This window comes from Xylanibacter muris (assembly GCF_013166605.1).
Lineage (GTDB): Bacteria > Bacteroidota > Bacteroidia > Bacteroidales > Bacteroidaceae > Prevotella > Prevotella muris.
On the sequence record NZ_JABKKF010000002.1, the window covers coordinates 162,358 to 185,306 of the forward strand.

Here is a 22,949-nt window from a genome sequence, read left to right on the forward strand (position 1 = left end):
TTGGTATAAAATTAGTAATTTTGTGTGCTAAAAATAATCCGAAATAAAATAATTAAAAGAATAAAAACAACTAAAAAGCAATGGCAGTATTAGGTTCAATTAGAAAAAGAGGCGTTATTCTGGTTGTAATAATCGGTTTGGGTCTCTTTGCATTCATTGCCGAAGAGCTGTTCCGTTCTTGTGATGCGCAAAGCAACGAGAGACGTCAGCAGGTCGGTGAGGTGTTAGGTAAAAAAATCTCTGTACAGGATTTTCAGAAACTTGTTGACGAGTATCAGGAAGTGATTAAAATTACTCAAGGACGTGACAATCTTACGGAGAATGAGCTTAACCGTCTGAAAGACGAGGTTTGGAATACCTATGTCAACAATCAGATTCTTAATTCTGAAGCGAAGAAACTCGGTATTACCGTTACAGATGCCGAACTTCAGGACGTTTTGAGAGAAGGGACAAATCCGATGCTTATGCAGTCTCCGTTTGTAAATCAGCAGACAGGACGTTTCGATGCTTCAATGCTCACAAAATTCCTTGATGACTACAAAAAGTTGAATGCGGCTCAGAATCCTCAGATGGCCGAGCAGTATCAGGTTTTATATAACTATTGGAATTTTATTGAGAAAACACTTCGTCAGCAGATTCTTACAGAGAAATACCAAAGACTGCTTGCCGGGTGTCTGATTTCAAATCCTGTTTCTGCAAAGATGGCTTTTGATGACAATAACGTTGAGAACAATATCCAGCTTGCATCAGTGGCATATTCTTCGATCAACGACAAGGATGTGACTGTTTCCGATGCGGATTTGAAGGCAAAGTATAATGAGAACAAAGATAAGTACAAACAGTACTTTGAGACACGTGACATAAAGTATGTGGATTTCCAGGTTCTTCCTTCTGTTGTCGACCGTCAGGCTCTTATGCAGACTATGAAAGAGGCTTATGACGCACTTCAGTCCGGCAACACACCGGCTGATGTTGTGAAGAAAGCACAGTCTCAGGTTCCATATACTGGTATCGCAGTAACAAAGAAAGCTCTTCCGCGCGATATCATGGCAAAGATAGATTCCTTGGCTGTCGGTGAGACAACAGCTCCGTTTGAGACACGTCTTGACAATACAATGAATGTTATAAAGCTGATTTCAAAGGCAGAACTTCCCGATTCAGTGGAATATAGGATGATTCAGGTTGGAGGTGCTACTGCCGATGAGGCTCATAAGCGCGCTGACAGTATCTATGCGGCACTTTCTGCAGGTGCGGAGTTTGAGGCTCTCGCAAAGAAATATGGTCAGGAGGGCTCAAAGCAGTGGATTACATCTGCAATGTATGAAAACAGTTCAAGTGTTGATGCGGATACAAAGGCATATCTTGAGGCTCTTAACACACTCGGTGCTAACGAGATGAAGAATATTTCATTTGCCCAGGGTAATATAATTCTTCAGGTTACAGCCCGCAAGGCTATGGTTACAAAATATGTTGCGGCAATAGTAAAACATACCATTGATTTCTCAAAAGAGACATATTCTGCTGCTTATAACAAGTTCAGTCAATATGTGAGCGAGAGCCAGACACTTGAGGCCTTGGAGAAGAATGCGGCCAAATACGGCTTTAAGGTGCAGGAGAGAAAAGATGTGTTTAACTCTGAGCATAATGTGGCTGGTGTGCGCAGTACGCGTGATGCAATGAAATGGATATTCGATTCAAAAGCCGGTGAAATTTCACCTCTTTATGAGTGTGGTGATAATGACCATCTTATGGTTGTGGCTCTTACAAAGGTTCATCCTGTAGGCTATCGTGATATGGACGATGTAAAAGATTTGCTTAAGGCTGAAGTTATGACAGATAAGAAGTTTGAGCAGATTAAGAGTAAGCTTGCCGGTGTATCAAATGTAGCAGGTGCTAAGGGCAAGGGCGCTGTTGTTTCGGATGTGAACCTGATAACATTCAATGCTCCGGTGTTTGTTTCTGCTACAGGTTCAAGTGAACCTGCTCTCAGTGGTGCTGTTGCCGGCACAAAGCAGGGCCAGTTCTGCAATCGTGTAATAAAGGGTAACGGTGGTGCATATATGTTCCAGGTTGTGAAGAAAGCTCAGCGTTCAGGTGTTAAGTTTGATGTCAAGGCCATGGAAGGGCAGCTTCAGCAGCAGGCTTTACAGGCTGCAAGCCGTTTCATGCAGGAGCTTTATTTGAAAGCAGACGTTGTTGATAACCGTTATCTGTTCTTCTGATAAAAAGATAATAATAAATAGTTTTAGAAGCAGAGTCGTAAATATAAATATTACGGCTCTGCTTCTTTTTTGATAAAGTTTTTCTGTTTGTAATTATATATTAGAGTTTATTCATGTGGGGGCGTGTGTCATGTGCTGAAGGCCGCCCTAAGCAGGGACTCATCTTCGGCACATTCCAAACGGAAAACCGCCACTTCAACGAATAATAGCACATATTGTCCACATCGAAGATTCGGAATATTCCATATATCTTTCCTTTCTATCCCATTTGGGGAGTTGGAGGGGCTCTTTCTCCAGGAGTTGGAGGAGCTTCTTCATTCGCACATGTAGGGACGTGCCTTCGGCACGTGTCAGTTGTAAAACATTCTCCAATGGATAACCTCTAATATACCTTATATATATGTTGTTTTCTGCATACTTGTGTATAATAAATCCTGGGTTGTAGTCGTCTACCGTTTGACACATGCCAAAGGCATGTCCCTACTTTGGGCAGGATCCTGCATACCCACCTGATGCTTTCACATTCCCTTCCTTTCCCCATTAAATAGCTTTTATTATGAAGATATTAAAGACTTCGGGGAGTGGAAGGGGTTTCTTCTCTTTCCCCAGGAGTCGGAGGGGCTCTTTCTCCAGGAGTTGGAAGAGCTCCTTCTCCAAGAGTTGAAGGGGCTCCTTCCCTGTCCGTAGATGAAGATCTAATGGTTTTATTTTGTTTTTGTATTGTTCAATATTTGCAGGTGGCTGAAGATATGCATATTGCATATCCGTAAGCTTTATCCACACTGGTTTTCTGTTGTTTCGGGTGAGCCCCGGTATTGTTTAATGTCATCCGGTGTATTAATACAAAGAGAGGTTGTGTCAACGTTTAACACAACCTCTCTCTTTGTAATTATGCTTAAGTATTGAATATCCTCTTTGCTTTCATGTTGGTCTTATACAGACCTTTTAAGGTTTTGGATGTTCAAACTATAGCTTCTCGTTTCTTATTTCACTACTGTCTTTACAACATTCTTGCCTACCTTGACGATATATACTCCGTTTTCTACCCGGATGTTTGTCACTGTAGCACCTTCAGCGTTGTAGACCGTCTTTCCATCCATCGTGTGTACGCTTACATTTTCGCCTTCAGCATTTGTAACGGTGATGGTCTGTTTACTTACAGATATATTTGCTGCATTTGCTGCAATGCCGTTGATGCCGTTGGCCACGGATACTGTGATTATGTCCGATATCTTTGATTCACCCTTGTCGTAAACGACTGTCACAGCATACTGGTGTTCGCCTTCCGTTACGTCTGTATCGTTGTATTTGGCCTCTTCCACTGGATTTGCGTTGAGCTTGACACCGTCGCGGTAGATGTTGTAGCCTACAATAGCCAGATCGGTCGGTACAGACGATGTCTCGTATGTCACATCGTCTATCATAAGCATGAAGCTGGATACTGCGCATGAGCGTATTGCGAAGTACTTGGCACCTGCTGGCAATTCTGCCGTATATTCAGTCCATTCTGCCGGAACAACTTCTGCTGTCTTTACAGAGATGAAGTCGGCTGTGTTTGTACTGCCTGTAGAATAGAGTATTTCTATTTTCTCAGGATACTGGCTGGAATAACTGCGTGCATAGAATGATATTGTCTGTGCGTTGCCGCAGAGTGCCGGTGAGATGGCCCAGTCGTCGGTCTGGCCGTCGTCATAGCGGAACATTGCCGCGAGATATTTGTTGCCTGAGTGAGAGGCATATGTCTGGTTCCATGTTTCAGCATCGGTTATGTCGTGTACCCAGAATGACTGTTTAGACTGTATACAAGGTTTGCCGTCGATGTTGAAGTCCAAGTTTTGGAATCCGCCTACTGGACTTTGGTCCACGTCAACGAATGTCCATTCGCCTGCATTTGTAGTGAAGCCTTCATAGCTTTCGAAGTCATCGGTCACTGTCATAGGAGTGGCGGCGCTCATGTCTGGTTCGTTCCATGTAAGACTGACAGCATTGTCTGTCTGCTTGCCGGTAAGGCCTGTAGCGACAGGATAGTTGTTGGTCTTGATGACAGTCTTGACTGTGGTTGTGGTGTTGTTGCTTTGGTCGTTGTCATCGGCAAATTCTACAACAGCCTTCCATATCAGTTCAGAAGGAGTCATTGCGTTGGTAGTCTCTGTGAATGCGAATGTCGTCTTGGCGTTGGATGCAAGGGCTGTTCCCGGAAGCGACTGAACCTTTGTGTCGTTGCGATACAGGTCTACGGTGTATGCACCGGCCTCGGCAGTTTTAACACCCTGGTTTTCAACAGTGACAGTTATGTTCACATCCTCACCGGCAGAAACTCTTGATGTTGCGGTGATGCTTTCTGCTACGAGGTTATTGTCAACCATGTTGTAGACACGTATGTTGTCAATGAATGCGTTGCCTGCTGCAGAGAAAGTACCTTCGATAATCACGCGTACCCAGTCTTCATTGGTAAATTCAACCAAAGATATTACTGCCTTGGCGTAGTCTGTACCTGCAGTGAGAGTGGCAATTTCTTTCTCGCCCTTAGGAGTAATGACAGAAACTGTCATAGGAACGGAAATGTCTGCAGAATAGTCGAATGTGAGTGTTGGATTGACTGTGCCGGCAAGAGCAATCTTACCTGACTGCAGGTTGATCCAGCCCTTAGTCTCGGCTACCATCTGGAAGCAGTTTCCGTCACCGTCAGATGCATTCTCTCCAAGGTACATTCCTCCTTCAAGCTGGTCATTTTGGCTGTCGTTTGCAAATCCCCACCAATAAGAGAGGCTGCCGGTTGCTATGGATTCGAATAATGGCAGCTGGTACGGAGCACCTGTAACGATGGCCGTGTATACATCGTCAGACTTACCGGTCGTGTTTTCTGCCGTAACGGCAAAGTATTTGAAACTGTGTTCACCGCTATTAGTGTCGTATGCGATGTTGGCGGAAGTTTCTGTCAAACCGGTTGCATAAGGATTTTCATAATCTGTCATTGGGATAGTCATACCCCAGAACTCAATAAACTCTACAGGGTAGATGTTGTATTTGAAGTCAGCCGGATTGACGATGTACCCCTCGGCACCTCCGGTAGGAGCTTCCCATGCAAGTGCGACGGAACCGCTCTTATCGGCAATTGTTATATTGTTTACAATGTCCGGTTTGTCATATCCGATGTAAGTTTTCATTGTGGTAGGTTCACTTGCGTTGTTGCCGTAAGAAGTTGTTACGGAATACGTATAGTAACCAGCCTTAGGTACATTGTCATCGTTGATTTCAACGCTGGCACCGGCAGCCTTTGTTTCCGAGTATATTTCCTGGCCTTCGCGCTTAACCACAACGTTGAGTTCCTCTGTGATGTTTGTGCCGCTGACAGTCTGGGTAGGAACCGTAAATGTGACAGTAGCCTTGTTGGCACCCTGTGCATCGGCAACAACATTGAGATTGTCGACGTTGGCTGGAGCCTGCGGGTTTAGTTCCTCGATAGAGAAGTTGTCCACATATAGGTAGAAAACATCTTTTTGGGAGATGGCATGAACAGCTATATAATATGTTCCGTCTTCCTCTACAGTAAATTTATTGTTGCTGATAGTGATGAATTCCTTGGTAGCCACATCTTTAGCAGCTATTACGGGAATAGTGAGCTGTGAAGCTTTTGCTTCCTTGCCTGCCACAACTTCCATACGTTCAATGTAGGTTTCACTGTAAGAAGCGGCATCGACAGATATCTTATATGACTTACCGGCTTTCAACTCCACACCGGGGAATACGATATAGTCGTCAGCGTTGTTTGAGGTGCTGTAACGGTAGCGTGCGGTCATGCTGCCTGTTGCAGTATGCTTTTCGAACGTGAACGTGCTCTTGTCGTTGTTGGCGTCATAAATGGCTGCTTGTGCCTGCTCTTCTTCTGTATCGAATGTGTTATAGTAGGGAAGTGTTGCCGTGAGATCAGTGATTGTAGGCTCTGTGATGACACGTTCCTCTACGCTTATGACAACATCTGCAAACCATCTGAGATAATATATTTCGTCTGCAGAGGCATTTATGAGCACATCGTCTGCAAAAGTGATGGTCTTGGCCTGGGCATCGTATGTGGCCGTTGCGTCCTTGAATGAAGCGTCATTAGGATTGACACCGACAAACCAGCAGTCGTAGCCACCATACTTGCCTACGTACTGGAATTTGCCGAACTTAATGGTTGAACCCTCCATTGTACCTTTTATCCATGCAGTCGGGAGATCAGCAGAAAGTCCCTGAACATAAACTTCATTGCCGAAGATGGATACATTCACCTTCTGGTTGTTGATCGGAGTTTCTGAGGTTGATGACATGGAAATACAATTCATGTACCATCCAGTGTATTCCGCACCGGTAGGCAGGGTTATGAGGTCTGTAGAAGGAGCGACATAATCCGGATCGTATGTCAGGACAGTCTCCGCATCACCATAGCCTGAGCCGCTATTGTCGTCGTCCCAAAACACGCCCATATAATATGCGTCAGAAATAAGGTCGAATGCGGCAGTGCCTTCAAGAGTCAGTACATTCCCGTTTACGGTGAATGTGAATGCGTCAGCCTTGTCGTCAGCCGCTTGTATCTTACCTGCTGCTGTGACAACTCCCCAGCGGAGACTGGTTGTTGCTTGGTACTCGGCTTCGTAATCCAACGGCTGGCGGCAGGGAACGGTGATGGTGTTGCCGTTCTTTGTACCTTTTACCCATGTTCCTGTTTTGTAGCGGGTGACAGGGTCTTTGATATAAACATTGTTGCCGTCTTCAACGATAGTAACCACTCCTGACTGTGTCGTTTTGTTCATTTGTTGGTTTTTAAGGTAATAGGCAGCTCCGGTTGTTGCACGCTGATAAAACTTAGGCTCCACGCCTGTAACATTGGTTATGATACCGTTGGCGTCGGTTGTCACCGTCACGTTGCCCTCCTGAACGGTGGTCTTTCGTGCGTTAGACTTGTAGGGTTTGTTGGAAAGCAACGATCTGTAACCTCCGGGCAGCAGCCCCTTGATGACAGTTTCCCCCCCCCTTTTTTCTTCTTTGATGCTGTTGAACAAGCCTCTGTTTACGGAAGCTTTGCGCAGCATGGAGTAAGACGTTTCTTTCTCGACCGCGGCCTTTTCCGCCATTGCGGCCTGCGTTTCTTTTGCTTGTTTCGCTTTCTTTGTCAGGGTCTCAACATTGGCAACCCGCTCCAGTCTGTTTGAGGCGGTGCTCTTTTTTGCCAAAGGAGCCTGTGCGAATGTCAGCGATGCAGCCATCGCGATAATCGCAATAGTAAACAATCTTTTCATTCTGTTCAATTTTGGGGATTATTTTGTTTTCTCACTTCACCGGAAGAAATCCCCTTTTATTCCGGTAAAAAGTGTCAGAGGCTGTTTACCTCTTTATTTTTATCGCTCGTGATTGCCCTATTCTTATTATGTATATTCCTTGTGATGGCAGGCGTACGGTAACGTTGTCTGTATAGGATTTGTCAGTGGCGAACACCCGGCGTCCGTATACATCGGCCACAACTATTGCATCACCGTTCACTCCGTCAATGTTGAGAATATCACCGGACAGGTTCAATGCGGCTTTTGTGCCGACGGTGCGGTCTATCGATGTATTTATTTTTGTCATGGTTTTCACGCGGATCTCATTCGACCGTTCAGACACCCGTTCACCGTCTGTAGCCTGCACGCAATAATAATATGTGGCAGACGCTGTCAGACAGTCTATGATGATGCTTTCCGCGGGTGCTGCTATCTTTTTTCGCTTTTCCAGGACAGATTCCACCTCACCTCCATATTCTATCATTATATCATCTATAGCCACAGCGCCTTTTCCCGGCATGTTGTAGGTGATTCGGAGCTTATATGTGTCTTCAGGTATACTGTCAATAGTGTTAATGACGCCTCCGGCACCGTTCTCTATACTTACCGATGCCACTTCCGACCATTTGTTGTCTTTTGTCAATACGCTCACAATGAGGCTGTTGTCTTCCGCAGCCTGTGAGCCTCTGTGCCAGAACGAGAGCCGTCGTATCGGCTTCATGTATTGGGGCGACTCGATGTAGTTGCCGGTCTGTATGAATCGCAGCGACGGTATCGCCTTGCCCGAATATGACTTGTTGGCATACGACTGTGTTGAGTTTGTCTTCCATCCCTCGGGCAGGTTTGTAACTCCGCCTGTGAAGTCAACGGAGTCTTTATATTCAGGTTCACCGTATATTTTTGTGTATACTTCGATGAAATATTCCGTGGCTTCGTCCATTGTCTTCCAGTTTGCCGTGAACGAGCTGTCCGTGATGTCTGTCGCATTGAGAGCCACAGGTTTTAGGAACTCGAATGTCGGTGGGGCGGTCGTAACGGCAATTTCGTTTGACTCCTCGCTTGTTATGTCGTTGTTGACCGCATAGATGACATAATAATATTGTGTAAGCGGGGCAAGGCCTGTGACGGTGACGCTTGTCGTGTCTTCCGTATTTAGCATGTAATACCCGTCGACGTATGTTCTGAATTCACGGCCGTTGTCGTTTGATGTCTTGGTGTATACGGATATTTTGTATGTGTCGGACTTGTTGTCAGACTGCGTCCAGTTTGCCTTGAACGATACGGGTGTTATATCCGTTGCCTCGTGTGCTGTCACAGGTTCTACCGGCGGAGCTCCTCCGGCTACGCTGAATGTTATTATTCCGTTGTTTTCCTTTATGTCTGTTATCGGAAGCCCTTGTCTGTGGCCGCTCCAGCTTTTCATCGACGGCCTTGTGTCATCTGTGAATGATGTGATGTTGCTTGTTCCGGGGAATGCGTCACCGTCACGGGAGTATTCGTTTTGAGTTCCGTCAGCCTCCTCAAGGTCTACATATTGGTGTGCAGATGTATTGTTCACGGTGTTTTGTGCCCATACGTTTTCGTTGAAATCCACATGCCATACAAGCATTCCATGTCCGGGTATGTATTTGTCCCATCCTTTCTGCTGTCTGTTTTCAAACAGGAAGAATTCATTTTCCTTTTCTGTTTTGATGATGCATCCGTTATTTCCGGATATCTCTCCCAATACCACGTTTTTCGGGCCATCGAGCACTGTCGGATTCATCCATCCTAATGAATAGCGTTCGTAGATTGAATATAGCGGTGGGGTGCGTCCTTCATTGTTGTATGGTCCGTAGTCGAGCACCGACCATGCTCCCGGAGTGAATGCTGATGTGTATGATGTCGCATATAGGTCGGGCAGTCCCATCACATGGGAGAACTCGTGTATGAACGTCCCCACACCGTCGGGGCGTGAGCCTTCCCATTCGTTGCTGCAGGCATAGCGGTCGAGTATCACACCGTCGAAAATATACGGTGTGTCCGTTGCCGCCGTTATGTTCCATGAGTGCGGCCATACGGTGTTTGCGCTTCCCCCGGACGCTTCGCCACGTCCGGCATAGAAAATGAAAACGTTGTCTATATATCCGTCGTTGTCGCGGTCGTATTCTGCGAAGTTTACCGTGGCGTCAAGCTGCTGGCATGCCTCTATGGCCATCTTTTCAGGGTTTTGGTCATCGCCTGTCCAGTTGTTGCCACCGTAATAGCTCATGTTTTGTGATAGGGTGACCGGGCCGAATACGTCAAATTCCGGAAGAAACTGATTCCTTGATGATGTACGGAAATATTCCGCGGCGCATCCGGTGCCTCCATAGTCGTTGAATCCGTTTTCGTTGAGCATCCTGTTGAAATAGTCATGCGGATCGGAAAGGGTGAATTTTGTATCTTTGTATTCAACAAGTATTACAAGTCCTTTTTGCACGCCTTTTGACGGGAATCCTGTTTGGAACAGTCCTACAGCCTTCTGCGGGCTTTTTGCCATGCGTTTGCTTGTGGCCTTTGTCTTCATGGCTGTAGTCACTTTGTCCATATCGACGGTCTCAAGATATTTCTTTGCCTTTTCCGTGCGCTTTTCTGCCGGTGTGGCTATAATCTGTGAAGATACTATATTACCTTTGCCGTCTATGTTTCCATAAAAGAATGTGTCGTCTTTATTTATAAGCAGGTATCCGTCTTCTGTCAGGTAATAGTGGTGATATTCGTCTCCGATGAGCCGTATCTTTATTTCTGTTCCGTCTGCCTGGCGCATAGTGATAAGTCCTGGTTTTGCCGGAACTGCCGTCATGTCCATGCTTGCGAACATGCTTAGCATAAATGTGGCCAATGATAATATTCTTGCTTTCATATAGTACTTTTTGTTATCTGTTTTGCTGTTTGCTTGTTTGTTTTGAAATGAGTTTAATCTTATTACTGACATTATGGTATTATTTTACTGCAAAGGTAATCATTTACAATTATTAATCATTGTATATTTTATCTTTTTAACTAAAAATTATGCAATAATTTGTCTTTGTTGTTAAATTGCTGTGTTTTGTTACAATAATAGCCTTTTTATTTGCTTTTTGAGTGTATTTATTACGTTTTATGTTACGAAAGTTACCTTTGCATCCGGAGAATGGCGTTCGTCTGATATGGAAGAGAGTCTCCTGATATAGTCTTGTTCTTGCTTCATCATAATAGATATGGGGCATGACGGAAAACGAACCGTCATGCCCCATATCTCAGGTTGTGTACTTATGGTTGTCTATTGCAGCGTCACGCCCATCAGGCCTATAACGACATCATTGGAAAGTGTCTTCACTGTGAGTGACTTCAGTTTTTTCTTTGGATTTACGTGCATCCTGAGCATCTGTGCGGCTCCTCCTTTTATGCTTCTGCCGTACACTCCGTTGATTTTGAGTTCTTTTCCGAGGTCGCGGCTGACCATACCTGTTCCGAGACATACTCTGTATGGTCTTGGCGTGGTGGTGTGGAATGCTTTTCCGTCAATGAAATAGTCTTGTTCAATCGGACACCAGTTGTCGGGGTTTTCCAAGGTCAGGGTATCTTTTGTGCCGTCTTTGTATGTGACCGTCACTATACCGTTGGCTATGCGGCTCTGCATGTGGTTGGTGCTTCCCGCCATCAGCAGATATATGGATTCAGCCTTGCCTTTCAGTTCTATCTCGGTGCTTTCCGGGTAGTTTTCCCATAATGAAGTGTATATGATATTCTGGCCTTTGGCAGGTGTAATGAACGGAACTCCTGCCACTGTGAACTTGCCGTCTTTTATCAATGTGCGGAACACCGAGTCGTTTATTTCCTCATATAAGTCCGGATGACACCATTCTCCCATGCCTTGTACGGGTATCTGAAGAGTGGTGAACGGCGGACGCGGCGACATGTATTTGTTCTTGAATATGTCGTCGACATTGGAGTTGAACAGGGCGCATATATCTACGTTTCTGAATTTCTTTTCGGTTGCCGGCTCGTCAAGTCCCGATAAGCTTGGTGTCTTTGTCTTTTCGGGTGATGCGGCATTGAACTCTTCCGCTGTTTTTTTCTCGTATTCCGCTTTCGTTACGGGAATGTCTGCCGTTATTATCTGATGTTTCTCCGCTGTTCCCGTGATTTCACGGAATTTGCCGTTGCCGATGTTCTGTCTTACAACCATTGTCAGCGGACGGCTGAAATTCTGGGTTATCTCATAGATATCCTTGCCGTTCAGCCGCTTATATTTGTATTCTATGTAAGGCGTTGTTACCGATGCGCTGTTCCATCCTGTTGGGAATCCCGGACGTATGACACATTTTCCGTTCATCGCATCGGGAATTATTCCGAACAGGCCTTGCAGAAGTGTGCGTGACGATATGCCGATGCAGTCGCCGAAGTCACGATAGCATTCGCCCCGTGCCGCGTCATAAAAACTTATCTGGCCGAAGTTGCCCGGACTTGAACCTATATACATCTGATCCATTATGTTTGCCTTCATAAGATTGAATGCGGCATCGCTTCTTCCTGCTTCGAAATATGCGAGTGCGGTGTGCATAACCTCTGCTGCGGCCACGTTGTTGATGCTCCATGAATATGGCAGCCAGTTGCTTGTGGATATTGTCGCGCCATAGTTTGTGCCGTCTGCAGTCACGTTGATATGGGGGATGTTGCCGTCAATGAATTTTGTGGCGTCATAGAATTGTTCGAGTGAACCGGCTCCGCAGTCAATAGGGGTATATATAGACCACAACGCCGCACTTTCGTGCCTGCGTTTCAGGCCCATGTAGTCCTGATACTCCGCCCAGTGGCCTTTGTCCTTTATCCAGAGCCTTTCATTCATTGCCTTTATGATTCTTTCCGCCTCATCCTTATACGGTTTAGGATCCTCACCGATAATTTCCGCTATTCGTGCTGCGAGTCTGTTGCCACGGTAGTTGTATGCGGATGAATGTGTTACGGCGCCTCCGCTGTAATACAGGGCATCGCTGGCCCATATACAGCAATATGCGTCATACAGTCCGTCGTTGTCAGGATCGTAGTTGCGCTTTTCCCATGCAAGGTGTGATTTTATCACCGGCCACATTTTCCGCATGTATGCTGTGTCTGCATCGTAGCAGAAATGCCATAGCAGCTCGTCCATATAGTTGAGGTTCATGTCATAGTGGTGCATCTGGTTGTTGCGCTCCGGATTTCTGCATATATATCCGTTGCTGTACATTTGCGTTCCCCATTTTTTTTCGGCTCTTGCCATGTGCATCTTCGGGTCCTGCGTGGGGTGGGGCATTGTCGGTGCCACGTCCGTAACCTGGCTTTTGGCGTAGGCGTCGAAATGTTTTACCGCCCTGTCGTTCCATCCGAGAACATCACCGAGATATCCGGCGCGCCATCCGGCCAGCGGCATGCGCCATCCTATGCATCCGTGCAGCCAGGTCTGTCCGTCCCAGTCACCGTCTGCTGCTGTCACGAGGGCTCCTCCGAGAGTGTTGATATATGGGTCGGGGGTGCAGAACCTGACCCTTGACGCAAGCGCCTTGCTTTCGTCCGCGGCGGAGCGGAATGCCTTTTCCGCCGCTTTTGCGTCCTGATAGGTCACTATAGACGAGAGATTTATCATAAAGTATGACGTTCCGTCTGATGTCCATTCCTTTGTCTCGAGGTCTTTGTTGTTTTTGTCGGCCTCGAAGCAGCCCGGTTTGTCTACGCCGATGTCACCGTTTCTATGCAGTCGTGACACGGATATCGCACATACCATAGCCTTGATTTTAGGAAGAGTGCTGAAACCGTCGGTATCGAATTTCCATATTGCGCCTTCATGACTCATTGGTGCCACGACTGTCAGTCTGACGGTACCTCCGTTCCAAGTCTTGTCTTTCACCGTATATGTACGCATGCCGTCGGCATATCTTGCCTCACAATATTCTGCGGAGTCAAGTTGCAGTTCTTTTCCGTTGTGTGTTATGATGAAGCGGATATTCCGGTGATGTCCTTTTTTCACTACGGCGAATATCGGACGGTCGCTTGTCTCCACTCTGTAGTCCGTATGTCCTCCGTAAAGTGCGCGTGTGAATCTGTTGTTGCCGTTTACGCATACGAATGCATCTCCGTCGGGAATGTAGTTCAGTTGTCTGTCTGTGCCGCGCTTGTCGTCGTTGTATGATTTGGACTCAATAAAGTCGCCGATTTTTTTCTGTGCGGCCACAGGCATTGCCGTAAGCGTCATTGATGTGGTGACCGCAATACAGATGGTTTTTAATTTCATAGTCTGATGATGTTTTTTTGATTTGCTTTTATTATTCCGCAAAGTTAATAAAAATGTGCGACTGTACCAAACGGGGAAAGGTAAAACAAGGAAAGATAAAAAACCGGGTGTCGTCACGACACCCGGTTCTAAAAAACAAACTACTTAAAAACTAATCTACTAAAACAAATCAAAAAATGTCTTCTTATTCTTTCGTATTTTATAATCTACGTTGAATCTTCATTTTTAATTACGTTGCAAAGGTAGGCAAAAATAGAATACGCTCAAAGTGTTTTGCGTAAAAATATCGTTAATTCTTTGCTTTTGACAACAAAGAAGCCGGAAAAACTTCCGGCTTCTTTTATTTTGATATCTGTAGATAGCAAAAGCGTGTATTTTATACATTCATTATGAATTACATCATTCCGCCCATTCCCGGAGCTCCTCCCATAGGCATCTGGGCTTTGTCCTCGGGTTTGTCGACAATGAGGCATTCTGTTGTAAGGAACATGCCTGCTATTGACGCCGCATTTTCAAGTGCCACGCGTGAAACCTTTGCCGGATCGATAACGCCTGCCTTACGCATGTCCTCGTAGACATCTGTACGTGCATTGTATCCGAAATCGCCTTCACCCTCGCGTACTTTCTGTACTACTACGGCACCTTCGCCGCCTGCGTTTGCTACAATCTGGCGTAGCGGCTCCTCGATGGCACGCTCAACGATGTTGATACCGGTCTGCTCGTCCTGGTTTGCGCCTTTCAGGTCTTTAAGAGTGTCGAGCGCACGGATATATGTAGTACCACCACCTGCGACAACGCCTTCCTCTATTGCGGCACGTGTGGCGCATAGAGCATCGTCGACGCGGTCTTTTTTCTCCTTCATCTCAACCTCGCTGTTGGCGCCTACGTACAGTACGGCAACACCGCCTGCCATTTTTGCGAGACGCTCCTGAAGTTTTTCCTTGTCGTATGAGCTGGTTGAATTCGCAATCTCGTTCTTTATCTGGGCTACGCGGTCGGCAATACATTTCTTGTCGCCTGCACCGTTTACGATAGTGGTGTTGTCCTTATTTACTGTAATCTTGTCGCATGTGCCAAGCATTTCCAATGTGGCCTGGTCGAGCTTGAGGCCTTTCTCCTCGCTGATAACGACACCTCCGGTAAGGGTGGCGATATCCTCAAGCATGGCCTTGCGGCGGTCACCGAATCCGGGAGCCTTTACAGCACATATTTTCAGTCCTCCGCGCAGACGGTTTACAACAAGTGTCGTAAGAGCCTCGGAATCCACGTCTTCTGCTATTACGAGCATCGGACGGCCGCTTTCCGCCGCAGGCTGGAGTATAGGCAGGAAATCTTTAATGTTGCTTATTTTCTTGTCGTAGATAAGAATGTAAGGATTGTCCATAACGCATTCCATCTTGTCGGCGTCTGTAACGAAATAGCTGCTGAGATAGCCGCGGTCGAACTGCATGCCCTCCACAACGTTTATATATGTGTCGCGGCTCTTGCTTTCCTCAATCGTTATCACACCGTCCTTGCTTACCTTGCGCATGGCGTCTGCTATAAGCTTGCCTATTTCCGGATCGTTGTTTGCGGATACGGTAGCCACCTGTTCTATCTTGTCGTAGTTGTCGTCAACTTTCTCTGCTGTCGCCTTTATGTGTTCAACCACTGCTGCCACAGCCTTGTCGATACCGCGTTTCAGATCCATGGGATTTGCTCCTGCGGTAACATTCTTCAGACCTACGTTCACAATGCTCTGTGCCAGGATTGTGGCTGTGGTTGTTCCGTCACCGGCATCATCTCCGGTTTTGCTTGCAACGCTCTTTGCGAGTTGCGCACCGGTGTTCTCAAACTTGTCTTCGAGTTCAACTTCCTTGGCTACCGTCACACCGTCCTTGGTAATCTGTGGGGCACCGAATTTCTTCTCGATGATTACATTGCGTCCTTTCGGGCCGAGTGTTACCTTTACTGCGTTTGCCAACTGGTCTACACCTTTTTTCAGAAGCTCACGGGCATCTACGTCAAATTTTATTTCTTTTGCCATAATAGTTGTTTTCTTTATTTAAGAATGCAGGTTGATGCCATACGTTTAAAATGCGATTGGCACGTCTGCCTGATTCTGTTATATTAATAATGTACGTACCTTAATATATATAGCATTAAATTGGTGTTCGGGTATTTTTATTTCTCTATGACGGCGAGCACATCGCTTTGGCGCATCATCAGATATTTTGTGCCCTCGTATTCAAGCTCGGTGCCTGAATATTTGCCGTAAAGAACCTCGTCGCCCTCTTTAAGGATCATCTCTTCATCCTTTGTTCCTTTGCCTGTGGCAACGATTGTTCCGTGTAGAGGTTTCTCTTTTGCTGTGTCGGGGATGATAATGCCTCCGATTTTCTCTTCTGCCGGTGCAGGGAGTACCAATACTCTGTCTGCTAATGGTTTGATGTTCATTTTTTTATGTGTTTAATAGTTTATGATAATATTTCTTTGTTTGTATATTCTGTGCTTTTAGCAGCGAAAATCATGCCAATTAATTGTTTGTGACATTTTGTCATATAAAAACGGACAGCAAGTCTCTTTGTCAATACGACTGAAGATTCTTGCTGTCCGTAGGCAGTGTCTTCTGTTTTTGAATATTGTTATGATATTGTTCTATGCAGAAGATATTTATGGTATGTATCGTTTAGTTTTTTGCGACACCGTTGATAACGACATTTTTCACTGTACAGTTGTTTATCAGTGTTTTGTCAAACGCTTCTTTCTTGTCCTTTATGGTACAGTTTTCGAAAGTGAAGTCTGTCATCCGGTATTTGTCTGATTTGCCTACATCGAAAAAGTTCTTTGATGTTATGTCTATATTCCTTATCGTTATGTTGTTGCATGTGGACAGAGGCATGTCGTCACGCTTTTCGGGCTTGAAGAACTGAGTCCACGGGCGTACGACAAGGAAACTTGAGCAGTCTCCTTTTATATCCTCTACGGTTATGTATTCATAGTGCTGCGGTGTGTCGGGACGCATTTTAAGCCACAGTACGCGGTTGGCATTCGCCACATTGCATCTTCTGAGTATGATATTGCGGTCGTGAAGCGATTCGCTTCCTACTGTAAGGCACCCGTGTACAATGCCGTAGTTGCAGTCTTCTATGATAATGTTTGAGTTTGGGCCGTTGTCAGGGTCCTTGTCGGCCCATGTGCCCTTTCCTCCTTTGAGAACCACCGCGTCATCGTTCACCTGCATGAAGCATCCTTTTATCAAAACATTCTTGCATACATCAAGGTCGATGGCGTCGCTGCTCGGAGCCTTCACTCCGCTTGTCGGTGCGTAGATATAGCAGTCGAGATAACGCACATATTCACTGTTATATATGTGGTTTGTCCAGAATGGACTGTTTATAAGATGCACATCCTGAACGGTGACGTTCTTGCTGTTGGATATGTATACCAGTCTTGGACGCATGGCTTCAAGGTTTGTACACTGCCGGTTGTATCTGCGTCTGATCCAGAATTCCTCCCAGTAATTATAGCCGTTACCGTTTATGGTGCCTTTACCGGCAATGGTGAATCCGTTAGTGTTGTCTGCATTTACAAGTGCCGCAAAGTAGTTGAGAGTCTGTCCTTCCATTCTCGTCTTTAAGAGTTTGAAGTCGCGTATGCGGTCGCTTCCTTTCAGCGTACCGCCTTCTTCGAGATAAAGGTTCACTCCCTGTTTGAAAAATACGGATCCGGAAAGGAACGTTCCTTTCGGTATGACAATCACGCCACCGCCTTCCGCTGCCGCCTTGTCGATGACTTTTTGTATTTGTTCGGTCTGTAATATGGTTGAGTCGTTCTTCACCCCATAGTCGGTTATTACATATTTCTTTCCCAGACTGTCAATATTCACCTTCGTGGAATTATTGAACCATGCAGGTATGGGGGTTCCGTCCGGAAACAGGTCCTGCTTTTTCTTTTTTGTCTTGGCCTGCGGCACTGTGCATATAAGAGCCAGGGCCAAGATACTGATAAATCTTAATTTCATGTTTCTTTTGTATATTTGATTTGTAATTAGTCTTTTTACGTTTTAAGTTTCCGGTATGTGGCATCCTTGGAGTCGTGGCGTGTCTTTGACACGCTTTATCACGGTTGCGCATGGCTTTTTGTGCATCGCAAAACGATGAGCATGCATTGGGTCGATGTGGATATCTTATCTTATGCAAAGATAGTGCAAACCGAACGCAATGAAGCTTGTTTCAAATTGCTGAGGTGCCGCCTATCTTATGCAAAGATAGTGCAAACCGAACGCAATGAAACTTGTTTCAGATTGCTGAGGTGCCGCCTATCTTATGCAAAGATACGGATTTTTTTTCATCTGATGAAACTTTTCCATACAGGAATAGTCTGCAATGTTTTATATGTTCCGTATTATAAAGTCATGGTGGATGTGTCGGTGTTGTTTTCTTTTGATATACAACGTCATCGTAACTATTCTGCGGACATGCTAAGGCTGTCGCCACTTAGAAAAAGGGCAAGGATAGTATTATAGGTAGAGTTTCCATGTTTTTCGTTGTCTGGAGTAGCGTTACTTTATTAAAAAGTACAGGCTTCCGTAAAATTTTGAAATCTATTTACATTTCTGGTGCTTGTGAAATTCTCTTTCGATGAACATGCTATTCATGCTCAATGAATAGCATGTTCATCGGCCGTGAATGGCCTATTCATCAAGCGTGAACAGGCCATTCATTTTTGGTGTACTTTTTGTTTGTTGTTAACGTGTTGTATATCAGTGGATTGTGGATTTTATGGAGACTTATAAAACGTCTTTATTTTGCGTTGTGAATTTTTATTACATATAGGGCTGTTTCGTATGCATGTTTAACGTATGTCGTTTCATTAAGTTAATTGTGACTCACATCCTCCAATGGGCAATCCCTGATATACCTTAATATATGTTGTTGTTTTCTGTATGCTCGTGTATAATAAATCCGGGGTGTGGTCGTATGTCGTCTGACACATCGCAAAGCGATGTCCCTACATTGAGGATGAGCATTTTATCCGCATATCTACCTGATGCTTCCACATTCCCTTCCTTTCTCTCCCCTTCGGGGAGTCGGATGGGCTCCTTCCTTTTCTGGTAGTCGGAGGAGCTTTCCTCTTAGGTATATCGCTTCGATCCCTTAAAAAACAAAAGAACCGAACTTCACAGTCCGGCTCTCGCAAAATTCTTTTACCTAAAAATTACTAACCAAAACTATTACTAACTAAAGTTTTGTTCCGTTGTTGTGTCGGCAGGATGTATTGCCTGTTGTACCCATACACCCTTTTGATTGTGCAAAGGTATACTAAATATTTGGATTATATGGATTACAGGTGCATTTTTTGTGCTTTTTTTCGCATTTTTAGATACGAACACCCTGTATTGTTGTGTTTTTTTGTATCTTTGCATGGAATAATGTGTTAAAAACATACGTTGTTAAAAAATAAAAGAGTGTTATGAAAGATTTCCTTAAAAACATATTATCCACCATGATAGGTGTGATAATGGTATTCTCACTTATGGGAGTTCTTGGGATTATATCACTGGTCGGCATGATTGTCTCGGGCAGCGGTACGGTAGAGGTGAAGGACAACTCCGTTATGGTGATAAATTTGTCCGGAGTAATGGAAGAGCGTGCCGCGGACGATCCTATGGCACAGTTCACGGGACGTGTAGGTACGAGTATCGGACTTGACGGGGTGCTTAGTGCCGTCAAAAAGGCAAAGGAGAACAAGTGTGTTAAAGGAATATATATAGAGGCAGGTCTTTTCTCTGCCGATTCTCCGGCATCCGTCCAAGCATTGAGGGATGCTCTTGAGGATTTTAAGAGTAGCGGGAAGTGGATAATATCATACGCAGACTCATATACCCAAAGTACATATTATATATGTTCCGTTGCCGACAAGGTGCTTCTGAATCCTCAGGGAATGATAGACTGGCACGGACTTGCCGCCCAGCCGATGTTCTTTAAGGATGTTCTGGCAAAGTTTGGAGTAAAGGTCCAGCTGTCAAAAGTCGGCAAATACAAGAGCGCTCCGGAGCAGTTTACGGCTGACGGGATGAGTGAGGCAAACCGCGAGCAGACAACGGCATATATAAAAGGTGTGTGGGATGAGTATCTCAGCGACGTGTCTAAAAGCCGTAAGCTCAGCAAGCAGACGTTGAACGCCTATGCCGACAGTTTCATAACATTCGCCGACCAGAAGGATTATGTCAAGTTGAAACTTGTTGACGGCCTGTGTTATACGGATGAGGTTGCCGATGTGGTGAAAAAGCAGCTCGGCCTGTCTGCTGACGATAAAATAAACAGAATCACATCAGGGGATCTGAATCAGGTTTCTTCCGGTGATGACGACGGTGATGAGATTGCCGTATACTATGCTTATGGTGACGTTGTGGATTCGAATCCCGGAGGTATAGGCAGCTCTGCATGTATCGATGCCCAAAAGGTATGCCGTGATTTGAAGTCACTTGCCGATGACGATGATGTCAAGGCTGTGGTGTTGCGCATAAACTCCGGAGGAGGAAGTGCGTATGCCTCTGAGCAGATATGGCATTCGGTTGTCAATTTGAAGAAAAAGAAGCCCGTTGTTGTATCTATGGGCGGGTATGCCGCGTCCGGAGCTTATTACATCAGCTGTCCGGCCAACTATATATATGCCGAGCCGACAACACTTACCGGCAGCATTGGAATATTCGGAATGTTTCCTGATTTCAGCGAATTGTTGACAGAAAAGCTTGGTATAAGGTTCGATGAGGTGAAGACCAACAAGTTCAGTGCGTTCGGTACTCCTGTGCGCCCGTTCACAGCCGAGGAGATGACCCATATCAATTCTTATATAGACCGCGGCTATAAGCTTTTCCGCCAGCGCGTTGCAGACGGAAGAAAACTGCCGGTGGATAAAGTGGAGGAAATCGCTCAGGGGCGTGTGTGGCTTGCCCGCGATGCTGTGGGGATAAAGCTTGTCGACGGGCTCGGAAGCCTTGATGATGCAGTGGAAAAGGCAGCCGGCCTTGCAAAAGTCAAAACTTGGCATACGGAAAGCTATCCTGCGCCTCCGTCGTGGCTTGACCAGATAATGACAACGATGTCGACAGATACATATATAGACGGAAAACTGAGAGAGACAATGGGCGGTTATTATCCGATGTTCATGTATCTGCGCCAGCTTGACAAACATAGCGCGATACAGGCCCGGATGCCTTATATGCTTGATATAAGATAGGTGGAAAAACAGGGGAAAGAGTATACTGATTGATGGAAGGAGACTTCATAAGGATAAACGAATGGATGCGTCCACTTAGCTGGCTCTACGGCTTGGGGGTTAAGTTCCGTAATATGCTTTTTGAAATAGGAATACTGAAAAGCGAGAGTTTCGGTATTCCTGTTATCTCTGTCGGGAATATCACTGTCGGAGGAACCGGCAAGACGCCACATGTGGAGTTTCTCGTACGGTTGCTTCAGGAACGGTTCAAGGTGGCGGTGCTCAGTCGCGGATATAAGCGCAGGAGCAAAGGGTTTGTTCTCGGCGGCAAGGACTCCACGGTCATGTCGTTGGGAGACGAGCCTTATCAGATGATGACAAAGTATCCTGACATTACCGTGGCAGTGGACAAAAACCGCCGTCACGGCATACATCTTCTGACGGACGACAATATAGTAAAGGGCATAGACGTGATTCTCCTTGACGATGCTTTCCAGCACCGTTATGTCCGGCCCGGCATAAATATATTGCTTGTGGACTATCACCGTCTTATCATTTATGACAAGCTGCTGCCTGCCGGAAGACTCAGGGAGCCACAGTCAGGAAAAAACCGTGCGGATATAGTCATAATAACGAAATGTCCGAAAGACCTGAAACCAATGGAGTTCAGGGTGATAACCAAGGCCATGGGCCTTTTCCCATATCAGAAACTGTTCTTCACCACGTTGTCTTACGAACCGATGCAGTCTTTGTTCGGGGACAGACGGCGGCGAATGGAGGATATTGCGTGCGGTGAGCATATCCTTCTGCTCACAGGAATAGCCTCACCGAAACAGATGATGCTTGACCTGCAGCCGTATACCGGAGATATCCGTCCGATGACCTTTGCCGACCACCATACCTTCAGCAAGAAGGATATAGAGCTCATCAATGATGTCTTTGCAGGCATGCCTTCGCCTAAAAGCATTATAACCACGGAAAAGGATGCGGTGCGCCTGAAAGCAGTAGGAGGACTGAGCGATGAAGTAAGAGACAACATATATGTGTTACCTGTAAGAATAGAATTTATGCAGGAACAGGAACAAATATTTAATGAAAACATAATTGGATATGTACGAAAGAATTCAAGAAACAGCATCCTGGCTAAGACAAAGGATGACAACAAGTCCAAAGACAGCCATAATACTGGGCACAGGTCTCGGACAATTAGCTTCAGAAATAACTGACGCATACGAGTTTTCATATTCAGACATTCCGAACTTTCCTGTGTCCACTGTTGAGGGACATGCCGGAAAGCTGATTTTCGGAAAGCTCGGCAATAAGGATATAATGGCCATGGAAGGGCGTTTCCATTATTATGAGGGATATTCAATGAAAGAAGTGACTTTCCCTATACGTGTGATGTATGAGTTGGGCATAAAGACTCTTTTTGTCAGCAATGCTTCGGGTGGGATGAATCCTGAGTTTAAGATTGGCGACCTTATGATAATAACCGACCATATAAACTTCTTCCCGGAGCATCCCCTGCGTGGCAAGAACTTCCCTACAGGCCCGCGTTTTCCTGACATGCACGAGACATACGACAATGCGCTCATTGCCGAGGCCGATGCTATTGCCGCGGAAAAAGGCATACGTGTGGTCCATGGGGTGTATGTCGGTGTTCAGGGTCCGACCTTTGAAACTCCGGCGGAATACAAGATGTATCACAGGCTCGGAGGAGATGCCGTCGGCATGAGTACAGTGCCGGAGGTTATCGTTGCGCATCACTGCGGTATAAGGACTTTCGGCATAAGCATAATAACCGACCTCGGGCTTGAGGACACTCCTGTAGAGGTAAGCCATGAGGAGGTTCAGGTTGCAGCCAATAAGGCACAGCCGCTCATGACCGAGATTATGCGCGAGATGATAAACCGCAGCTGAGCTTTTCGACCGTATATATATCAGTATTAGTGG

11 protein-coding genes are annotated in these 22,949 nt (G+C 45.8%); 4 read left to right on the forward strand and 7 right to left on the reverse strand.

Translation table 11 applies throughout. The features are described 5' to 3' along the window. Positions 1-80: 80 nt before the first annotated feature. Complete coding sequence (locus HPS56_RS02730; protein ID WP_172273469.1) at positions 81-2,222, forward strand: peptidylprolyl isomerase; 2,142 nt, start codon at positions 81-83, stop codon at positions 2,220-2,222. 540 nt (positions 2,223-2,762) lie between these two features. Here the strand turns inward: HPS56_RS02730 and HPS56_RS02735 are convergent. From HPS56_RS02735 to HPS56_RS02765, 7 genes are all read right to left on the reverse strand, one after another. Beyond that, positions 2,763-2,984, reverse strand: a complete 222-nt coding sequence (locus HPS56_RS02735) for a hypothetical protein (protein WP_172273472.1) — start codon at positions 2,982-2,984, stop codon at positions 2,763-2,765. A gap of 221 nt (positions 2,985-3,205) precedes the next feature. Continuing rightward, positions 3,206-7,501, reverse strand: coding sequence for a CARDB domain-containing protein (locus HPS56_RS02740; protein WP_172273475.1), 4,296 nt, complete (start codon positions 7,499-7,501; stop codon positions 3,206-3,208). Positions 7,502-7,586: 85 nt separating this feature from the next. Next, a complete protein-coding gene (locus HPS56_RS02745; RefSeq protein ID WP_172273478.1) occupies positions 7,587-10,406 on the reverse strand; it encodes a M6 family metalloprotease domain-containing protein in 2,820 nt (939 codons plus the stop codon). A 399-nt stretch (positions 10,407-10,805) separates the two neighbouring features. Then, on the reverse strand, positions 10,806-13,793 hold the full coding sequence (locus HPS56_RS02750) for a DUF4450 domain-containing protein (RefSeq protein WP_369800259.1): 2,988 nt from the start codon (positions 13,791-13,793) through the stop codon (positions 10,806-10,808). A gap of 394 nt (positions 13,794-14,187) precedes the next feature. Next, positions 14,188-15,819, reverse strand: a complete 1,632-nt coding sequence (groL, locus tag HPS56_RS02755; RefSeq protein WP_172273482.1) for a chaperonin GroEL — start codon at positions 15,817-15,819, stop codon at positions 14,188-14,190. A gap of 137 nt (positions 15,820-15,956) precedes the next feature. Further along, positions 15,957-16,229: a co-chaperone GroES gene (locus HPS56_RS02760; RefSeq protein ID WP_172273485.1), complete on the reverse strand. Its 273-nt coding sequence runs from the start codon at positions 16,227-16,229 to the stop codon at positions 15,957-15,959. Between the two features lie 232 nt (positions 16,230-16,461). Next, positions 16,462-17,796 (reverse strand): rhamnogalacturonidase, encoded by a 1,335-nt coding sequence (locus HPS56_RS02765; RefSeq protein ID WP_172273488.1) that lies wholly within the window; start codon positions 17,794-17,796, stop codon positions 16,462-16,464. A gap of 1,451 nt (positions 17,797-19,247) precedes the next feature. Between HPS56_RS02765 and sppA the strand changes: the two genes are divergently transcribed. Genes sppA through HPS56_RS02780 form a run of 3 tightly spaced genes read left to right on the forward strand, consistent with a single transcriptional unit; the run spans position 19,248 to position 22,916 of the window. Next, the gene (sppA, locus tag HPS56_RS02770) at positions 19,248-21,017 is read left to right on the forward strand and encodes a signal peptide peptidase SppA (RefSeq protein ID WP_172273491.1); all 1,770 of its coding nucleotides are present in this window, start codon (positions 19,248-19,250) and stop codon (positions 21,015-21,017) included. A gap of 32 nt (positions 21,018-21,049) precedes the next feature. Continuing rightward, on the forward strand, positions 21,050-22,222 hold the full coding sequence (lpxK, locus tag HPS56_RS02775) for a tetraacyldisaccharide 4'-kinase (protein ID WP_172273494.1): 1,173 nt from the start codon (positions 21,050-21,052) through the stop codon (positions 22,220-22,222). Then, the gene (locus tag HPS56_RS02780; protein WP_172273497.1) at positions 22,107-22,916 is read left to right on the forward strand and encodes a purine-nucleoside phosphorylase; all 810 of its coding nucleotides are present in this window, start codon (positions 22,107-22,109) and stop codon (positions 22,914-22,916) included. The genes lpxK and HPS56_RS02780 overlap by 116 nt, the downstream gene beginning before the upstream one ends. Positions 22,917-22,949: the final 33 nt, after the last annotated feature.

Bases quoted from the DNA above. Each gene is read 5' to 3' on its own strand.
- HPS56_RS02730 (WP_172273469.1), top strand. From the start codon at position 81: ATGGCAGTATTAGGTTCAATTAGAAAAAGAGGCGTTATTCTGGTTGTA.
- HPS56_RS02735 (WP_172273472.1), bottom strand. From the start codon at position 2,984: ATGCAATATGCATATCTTCAGCCACCTGCAAATATTGAACAATACAAA.
- HPS56_RS02740 (WP_172273475.1), bottom strand. From the start codon at position 7,501: ATGAAAAGATTGTTTACTATTGCGATTATCGCGATGGCTGCATCGCTG.
- HPS56_RS02745 (WP_172273478.1), bottom strand. From the start codon at position 10,406: ATGAAAGCAAGAATATTATCATTGGCCACATTTATGCTAAGCATGTTC.
- HPS56_RS02750 (WP_369800259.1), bottom strand. From the start codon at position 13,793: ATGAAATTAAAAACCATCTGTATTGCGGTCACCACATCAATGACGCTT.
- groL (WP_172273482.1), bottom strand. From the start codon at position 15,819: ATGGCAAAAGAAATAAAATTTGACGTAGATGCCCGTGAGCTTCTGAAA.
- HPS56_RS02760 (WP_172273485.1), bottom strand. From the start codon at position 16,229: ATGAACATCAAACCATTAGCAGACAGAGTATTGGTACTCCCTGCACCG.
- HPS56_RS02765 (WP_172273488.1), bottom strand. From the start codon at position 17,796: ATGAAATTAAGATTTATCAGTATCTTGGCCCTGGCTCTTATATGCACA.
- sppA (WP_172273491.1), top strand. From the start codon at position 19,248: ATGAAAGATTTCCTTAAAAACATATTATCCACCATGATAGGTGTGATA.
- lpxK (WP_172273494.1), top strand. From the start codon at position 21,050: ATGGAAGGAGACTTCATAAGGATAAACGAATGGATGCGTCCACTTAGC.
- HPS56_RS02780 (WP_172273497.1), top strand. From the start codon at position 22,107: ATGTACGAAAGAATTCAAGAAACAGCATCCTGGCTAAGACAAAGGATG.